At 70.2% G+C, this 3,987-nt stretch carries 2 protein-coding genes and 1 pseudogene; all 3 read right to left on the minus strand.

The genetic code is table 11. The features are described from left to right. Window positions 1-1,213: pseudogene (locus ACT6XY_RS22490) on the minus strand (hypothetical protein); the annotation flags it as partial. Window positions 1,214-1,488: 275 nt separating this feature from the next. After that, window positions 1,489-2,865: a porin gene (locus ACT6XY_RS22495; protein WP_444750532.1), complete on the minus strand. Its 1,377-nt coding sequence runs from the start codon at window positions 2,863-2,865 to the stop codon at window positions 1,489-1,491. Between the two features lie 403 nt (window positions 2,866-3,268). Beyond that, a partial coding sequence (locus tag ACT6XY_RS22500) for a translocation/assembly module TamB domain-containing protein (protein WP_444750533.1) occupies window positions 3,269-3,987 on the minus strand: 719 nt, incomplete at its 5' end.

A 3,987-nucleotide genomic window follows, 5' to 3' on the forward strand; every position in this document is an offset into this window, starting at 1 on the left:
GGGCAGGAGGCGGAGGCGGAGCCGGTGGCATCGGGGCCGGCGGGACGGCGGCCTCGACCGGCGGCGGCGCCGGGGCCGGAGCCGGAGCCGGAAGCTCGGACGGCAGGAAGATCGGCGCCGGGAGGTCCGGCAAGGCCGGGATCAGGCTCTCGATCGGCGGCGGAGGCGGCGGCGGGGGGGCCGGTGGGCAGGCGATCGTGGCCTGAGCCACCGAATCGGGACCGTCTCCCTGCGCGATCTGAAGCCGCAGCGCCTGGCAGGCGTCATAGGTGTCGGGGCCGTCTCCCGACAGCCGGTAGGCGTCCCCCTCCAGTTCCGCCTTGCCCTGCCGCAGCCGCGCCAGATCCGCGAGTGCGCGGCCGACCTTGGTCAGATAGGCAGCCGGCTCGCCGGCGCCCGGCTTCAGCCGGTCGTCGACAGAGACCTGGCCGGGAAAGGCATTCCGCAGCAGGGCCAGAACCTGCTGGCGCGTCGCGTCGGACGGATAGAAACCCTCGAGGCGCAGGACATCGCCGGCAAGCCGCTCGACGCTCCAGCGATAGGGCGAAACGACCGACGGCTCGATGGTGCAGGGCACGGCCTGGAACCCGTCGCGCGCGAGGCGGCCGAGCGCGGCCTGCAGGGAGAGATAGGCGTCGGGCCCGGTCGCCCGGCCCTCGAGGCAGAAGCGCATGTCGTCGAGCGCCACCTTGCCGGTGGCGAGCTGCGGCAGCTCGGCCAGGGCCGAACCCGCCATCGTGCCGAAACCGGTGGGGGCGCCGAAGGCGAAGGCCTGCCGATCCTCGACCTTGGCACCCGGCAGCGCCTTTTCGGCCGCGGCGACGAGCGCCCGGGCGGTGGACTCGTCGGGGACATAGCCTGCCAGCGTCACCACATCGCCCTGGCGGGTGGCCGACCAACTGTAGGGGCGTTGCGGGACGACCTGCGACAGCCCGCCGAGCGCACGCCGGACGCCGAATTCGGCCCGCAGCCGCGCCAGCGCGCGTGCGGCGCCGTCGGCCGACAGAGCCTCGCCGCTGATCGTGACGTCGCGCCCGTCGATCTGGGCCGTGACCGGGCGCGCGCCCGCCGCCTCGCCGGCGACGGACACCGCGGCGGCGACGGCCCGGCGCGTCACGTCCCGCTCGATGGTCTCGTCGAGAAACAGGTTACCCGCGCCCCAGAGCAGTGCCAGCGGCACCAGCCCCCAAAGCCAACGTCCCGGCTGCGACATGCCCTCACCCCCAAGCCCCTTCGCCCCCGGCCTGAAGCGTCGAGGCTCGAGCACCAGAGGCGGCGTCGCAGCGATCCAGGGAGAGGCCGCGATCCGGGCTCCGGACGGAGCGGAGATCGCAGTCCCCGTCCGAACGCGGCGACACCTCCAAGAAGGCGTCTCGCTCGACCGCTGTCAACAGGAGAGCGGCCTGCAGCCGCACGCAGCGGGACAGGCCGACATAAAAAAAGCCCCGGGTTTCCCCGGGGCTTCCTGACTAAGATCGTTTGAGACGATCAGAAGTCGCGCTGGATGCGGAAGCGCGCGGCGACAGCGTCGTCGCTCTTCACCAGGCGGCCACCGGCAGCCAGGACCGGACGGGCGCCAGCGTTGTTGGCGGCCAGGACGGCCTGCTTCAGCTCGGTGCGGGTGTAGACCACCTCGAGACCGATATCGAGACCCGAAACCGGCGACCAGATCAGGTTACCAGCGAGGATCATCTCCTTCGGATCGAGCGGACGCGACACGACGCCCGGGACCGCCTGGGAAGCGAGGGTGTAGCCGAGGCTCAGCTCGCTATACGAACCGTAGATCTCGGTGCGCAGCTGCGGGGTCCAGAAGTGACGGAACGCAGCGACGATCGACCAGCCGGTGGCCGACTTCGTGTTGCCGAACGCCGAGACGCCGTAGTCCGCGACAATGAGCTGGTTGCCGGCGACCGAAGTCGTCTGGCGACCGGCACCGAACTGACCACCCCAGCCGAGATAGCCGAGAGCGCCATCGGCGTAGGCAGCCTGCAGGAACAGCTGATCGCCAGCGGCGAGCATCGGCAGGTTGATCTTGACGCCGCCCTGGATGGCGAAGCCCATCTCATCCTTCGACGCGTTGAACAACGGGCCGGTGTTCGAGATGTTGCGCTGGGTGATCGCACCCGACAGCTGGGCAGAGCCCCAACCCTGATCGACGCGCAGCGAGGCGACGACGTCCGGGAAGTCCTGACCGAGAACCGCAGACGCGCCGAGCGGGCTGACGACGCCGTTTTCACGGGTGCCGGTGCCGGTGTTGCGGTCTTCGAGCGACACGGTGGCCGAGAAGCCCGAACCGAAGGTGGCGGTGTAGGCCAGCAGGTTCAGACGCGCGTCAGCCGTGCGCAGGGTCGAGAAGCCGAAGTCGTTGGCGTAGAAGTCGAAGAACGACTGCGCGCGACCAGCGGTGATCGGGCCGAACTGGACGAAGGCCAGGTCGAGGTTGGAAGCGGTGCCCGAGGCGACGTTACGGCCGGTACCCGGAGCGATGATGCCCTGGTTGCCGTTGGTCGTGCCGGAGTAGAAGCCCGACGAAACCGTCAGCTCGTAGCGGAAGAAGGTGCGCAGCGTGCCGTAGGCGGTCGCGGTGCGGGCGTCGACGTTCAGACGACCGCGCGAGCGGGTGCCGTAAGCGTCCTGACCTTCACCGTAACGGGTGCCGACCGTGTACTCGGCGCGAACGCGGCCGCCGACGCGGAGGCAGGTCTCGGTGCCGGGGATGTAGAAGAAGCCTGCGCCGTAGGCGGAGCAGACGCGAACGTATTCGACCGGAGCGGCCTTCCGCGAGGGAAGGTCGGCGGCCTGAGCCCCGGCGACCGCGGCGAAGCCGGCGGCGGAACCGAGGAGGAGGCTCTTAACGAGCTTCATTGGTAACCTCCAAAAGAGTTTCGAGACCCTCGGGCTTCCACCGCTTCGTTGGTGAGAGGCCCCAGGAGACCCTATTCACCGAACCGGCTTGTTCCCGGTCTTTCGCCCGCGTCCCTGACCATTCAGAGGCGAAGACGAAAAACAGCGACCGGGAACGTCCCGACGCAGGACAACCATACGAAAGCCCTCCCGCCGATCAACCGCGATCACGCCGCCGCGAGGCCCGAGGGGGTGCTTTGGAACCCGGTGTTGCAGGCAGGCCACGCTTTGAACGCCGAAATTTACCACCCGTTAACCGCACCTCGCCGGTAGCGCCGGTTTGGAGCCGTTCCAAAGCAGAATCACGGGTGTCGTGCCGGGCGAGCGCGCTGCGACAGGCCGCAGAGCGATTCCCCTCGGCGCCTCAGTATTCCCACTCGGCGCCGACGCCGACGGCCGCGCCGCCCTCGGCATTGGTCTCCGCCTGCAGCTTGAGACGGCGCGTCACGTCGATGTTGACGGAGACGCCGGTGTCCTCCGGGCGCGCCCCGGCCTTCACGCCGACGGAGACATTGTCGCTGATATAGCGCGAGACGCCGATCGTCGGCCCTCCCGCGCCGACGCCGATGTCGAGATTGTCGACACCGAGCGACTTGCGCAGCCGCTCGAAGGAATCATCCCCGCCCCCGCCGGCGAACTGGGCCGCCGTCTGCGCCAGCTGCAGCGCCTGGAAGGGCGACAGCGAACCCGAGGCGCGCGCGAAGAGCAGGCGCGAGAGTACCTCGTCCTGCGGCAGGTCCGGATCGGAGGTGAAGGCGAAGGCGGGCTGGTCGGCCGGGCCGTTGACGGCGACGCGGGCGGTGACGTCGCCCGCGCGTGTCTCCGCGACGAAATCGAGTTCCGGCAGGGTGCCGCCCGCGAAGGTCAGACGACCACGGCTGAAGTCGAGCCGCTGGCTCAGCACGGAGAGACGCCCGCGGCGCAGTTCGAAGCCGCCCTCGAGCTGCGGCGCCGCCAGCGTGCCGCCGACGCGCAGCTGGCCGCCGAGTTCCGCATCGATGCCACGGCCCCGAACGAAGACCCGGTTGGGGGCCGCGACCGTCAGCGCCAGCGCCGCATCGAAGGCGGGCACCGGCCTGGCGC

Origin of the sequence: Phreatobacter sp. (assembly GCF_052440005.1) — a bacterium.
GTDB lineage: Bacteria > Pseudomonadota > Alphaproteobacteria > Rhizobiales > Phreatobacteraceae > Phreatobacter.

Bases quoted from the DNA above. Each gene is read 5' to 3' on its own strand.
- ACT6XY_RS22495 (WP_444750532.1), bottom strand. From the start codon at position 2,865: ATGAAGCTCGTTAAGAGCCTCCTCCTCGGTTCCGCCGCCGGCTTCGCC.